The sequence below is a fragment of the Mesorhizobium sp. M0590 genome (assembly GCF_040320905.1).
In the GTDB taxonomy this organism is placed as follows: domain Bacteria; phylum Pseudomonadota; class Alphaproteobacteria; order Rhizobiales; family Rhizobiaceae; genus Mesorhizobium.
Genome location: NZ_JAMYQN010000057.1, coordinates 1 through 3,331, shown reverse-complemented (window position 1 = coordinate 3,331; position 3,331 = coordinate 1). Strand labels below are relative to the sequence as shown.

Sequence of the window (3,331 nt, the reverse complement as noted above, 5' to 3'; positions counted from 1 at the left end):
CCGCTAAACACGGGGGCTGCGCGGCGGACACGCCGACGTCACCGCAATGCCACGCCATTTTGCAGAACTTGACGCACACAACTGTGCGAGGTCTGGAGCATTAGAACACGACTGCAGGTGTCAGGCGCGGCACGTGATCTGGCACTGGTCAATTTTGCCATAGACAGCAAACTTCGATGCTGTGACCTCGTCACGATCACGGTCGGCGACGTGGCACTATCCGGCACGTTTCGCGACCGGGCGGTAATCGTCCAGCGCAAGACCGGACGACCAGTACAATTCGAGATCACGGAGCAGACTCGAGCTGCCATCAGCGCCCAGCGTCGGGCTCGATCCCAAGCGATACCGAACTCATTCGATGAGGCGTACCAAAGCCGCGCAGATCTACACGAAGACGGGAAACATTCGCGCGGTGCAACTGCTCCTGGGCCATACGAGAGCACGGTCCGCTATCTCGGCATCGAAGTGGACGACGCTTTGGCGATCTCTGAACAGATCGACCTGTGAAATGAACCTGCGACAACGGACAGAGCGACGCGGGCTGGAAGCGTCGCTTTGTGACCCTTTCGAGACCTTCCGAGGCCGATTTTCCTTCCCGGAACCGGACGTTAAGCGCAACCAGTACTGATGACCCTGTGCAGACCTTTGCGTCGATGACTCGGCCCGGCCGCAGTAAACTCGAAGTGGCCATTCTGAACCGCGCAAACAGTCTCCCTGACAGCGAGGTGCTGGCGGGACGTTTGGCGGAGTAAGTTTTGCGCTCGCAACCAACGCAAATTGGGCGTACCGTGGCATATCGTCGGTTGCTAATACTGGGCCGGCGACTGAGAGCGCAAGACTCCCGCATCAAGACTCTGGGCGCGCTCGTAATTCGCTGTGTTCGGCGCGCTCACAAGACTGTCTGTCACTGCCGGAACCTCTTTTGCTCGGTTCCGGCCAGAATTGCCATTTGCGATTCGGAAGAGGAGCGTTCGGATGCAGATCATGCAAACCCGCCGCCGATTCCTGGCCGGCGCTGCAGCGGTAAGCGCTGCCGGTATTGTCGGTTTTCCGGAGTCGCTTCACGCGGAACCGCCGCTGGAAACGACCACGGTTCGGCTGCCGCGGTGGGTTGGTGGTTCCTACTGCTGGGCCGGCGCGTACATCGCCGGAGAACTGATGCGCGCAGATGGCTTCACCGACGTTCGCTACGTAGAAGCCGACAGAAGCGTCGACCAATCGGAGTGGATCGCACGCGGTGAGACGGATTTCTCGGTCAACTTTCCGCCGAACCAAATCGCGTCGATCGATGCCGGCGTGCCGATCAAGGTGCTAACCGGGTTGCACTCGGGATGCCTCGAACTGATCGCCAAGGAGAGCATCCGCAGCGTCACGGATCTGCGGGGCAAGAGGGTGGGCGTTGATGGTTTCAACAACTCGCGACACGTGTGGCTGTCCCTCATGTCCGCCTATGTCGGGCTCGATCCCGTCAACGATATCCAGTGGGTCTTGACTGAGGGCGTCAAGCCCACGGAACTCTTCGTCCAAGGGAAGATCGACGGATTCCTCGGCACGCCGCCCCAGCCGCAGGAGCTGCGCGCCAAGAAGATCGGCCACACCATCCTCAACAATGCCGTCGACCGCCCATGGTCACAGTATTTCTGCTGCATGATCTCCGCGACGTCGGACTACGTGAATAGGTACCCGGTGGCGACCAAGCGGGTCTTGCGATCCATCCTCAAGGCCGCTGACCTCTGCGTGTCGAATCCGCAGCGGGTGGCTCGGCAGATGGTCGATCGCGATTTCGTCCCATCGTATGACTACGCGCTCCAAACGCTGAAGGATATCCGGTACGACCGGTGGCGGGAATTCGATCCTGAAGACTCCCTGCGGTTCTACACACTCCGCATGCAGGAGACGGGCATGATCAAATCGAGCCCGCAACAGATCATCGCCGACGGAACGGACTGGCGCTTCCTCGACGAGTTGAAGCGTGAGCTGAAAACCTGATCCCATTTGTCTCAAGGGGAGACGTGGACATGGAAATCATCCAGAGCCGCCGGCGCTTCCTGGCCGGCCTTTCGGCAGCCGGCGCCGCGAGCCTAGTCGGGGTCCAGCAATCGCTCCCCTCAGAGCCACCGCCGGAAACGACTAGCGTCCGCAGGCGAGCCGCTGCGGAGCCACCGCCTGAGACGACGCGGATCCGGCTCGTCCGGATTCCCAGCATCTGTCAGGCCCCCCAGTATGTAGCCGAAGAACTGCTGCGCAGCGAAGGGTTCACTGAGGTGCACTACCTCCAAAAAGAGGGGACCGCAGACATCGCGCCGGCCCTCGCCTCTGGTGAAGCCGACCTCAGTGCGCATTTCGCCGCCCCGCTCCTTCTCAGCCTGGAAGCGGGGGATCCCATCGTCATCCTGGCAGGACTCCACGTCGGCTGCTTTGAGCTGTTCGGCACCGATCGCATCCAGTCGATCCGCGACCTCAAGGGGAAGACCGTGGCCGTGCCAGCGCTAGATTCCAGCCGATACGTCTTTCTCGGCGCTATGACGGCTTATGTGGGCCTGGACCTCCATAAGGACATACACTTCGTCACGCATCCGGGACCCGAGTCCATCCGGCTCCTAAGTGAGGGGAAGATCGATGCCTACCTAGGCTTTCCCCCCGAACCGCAGGAGATGCGGGAGCGGCAGATCGGCCATGTGGTGATTAGCAGCACCGTGGACCGGCCCTGGTCGCAATACTTCTGCTGCATGCTGGCTGGGAACCGGGAGTTCGTCCGCACGTATCCGGTGGCCACCAAACGCGCCCTCCGCGCCATCTTGAAAGCGGCGGATTTCTGCGCCAGCGAGCCGGAGCAGTCCGCGCAGTACTTGGTGGAGCAGGGCTATACTAGGCGCTATGACCATGCCCTCCAGGTCATAAAGGGGCTCCCCTACGGTTGGCGTGGGTATAGCGCTGAGGACACCCTGCGCTTCTACGCCTTGCGCCTCCACGAGGTCGGGATGCTAAAGAGCACCCCCCAGAAGCTCTTGGCCCAAGGCACCGACTGGCGCTTCTTCAGCGAACTGAAGGAGGAGTTGAAGACGTAGGCAATCGCCAACACGCCGTGCGCCCTATCGAGGGAAGGAGTGGCTTATGCAGATCATCCAGAACCGCCGCCGTTTCCTAGCCGGCGCTGCGTCAGCCGGCGCCGCGGGGCTTATCGGCACCTCTACGCAAGCCTGGGCTGAGCCGCTGCCGGAGACCACCTCGGTCCGCCTGCCGCGCTACATCGGCGGCGCCTATTGCTGGGCGGGCCTGTACCTCGCCGGAGAGATGCTGCGCGCCGAGGGATTCACCGATGTCCGCTATG

At 61.7% G+C, this 3,331-nt stretch carries 3 protein-coding genes and 1 pseudogene; all 4 read left to right on the top strand.

Going from position 1 to position 3,331, the window contains the following annotated elements:
• Positions 1–81: 81 nt before the first annotated feature.
• Positions 82–507, top strand: a pseudogene (locus NKI52_RS32515) (site-specific integrase).
• A 468-nt stretch (positions 508–975) separates the two neighbouring features.
• Positions 976–1,989 carry an ABC transporter substrate-binding protein gene (locus NKI52_RS32510; RefSeq protein WP_352700856.1) on the top strand — a complete coding sequence of 338 codons (1,014 nt, stop codon included), beginning with the start codon at positions 976–978 and terminating at the stop codon, positions 1,987–1,989.
• Between the two features lie 29 nt (positions 1,990–2,018).
• A complete protein-coding gene (locus tag NKI52_RS32505; protein ID WP_352700855.1) occupies positions 2,019–3,068 on the top strand; it encodes an ABC transporter substrate-binding protein in 1,050 nt (349 codons plus the stop codon).
• A gap of 46 nt (positions 3,069–3,114) precedes the next feature.
• Positions 3,115–3,331: twin-arginine translocation signal domain-containing protein (locus NKI52_RS32500; RefSeq protein WP_352700854.1), on the top strand; the 217-nt coding region annotated here is incomplete at its 3' end.

Bases quoted from the DNA above. Each gene is read 5' to 3' on its own strand.
- NKI52_RS32510 (WP_352700856.1), top strand. From the start codon at position 976: ATGCAGATCATGCAAACCCGCCGCCGATTCCTGGCCGGCGCTGCAGCG.
- NKI52_RS32505 (WP_352700855.1), top strand. From the start codon at position 2,019: ATGGAAATCATCCAGAGCCGCCGGCGCTTCCTGGCCGGCCTTTCGGCA.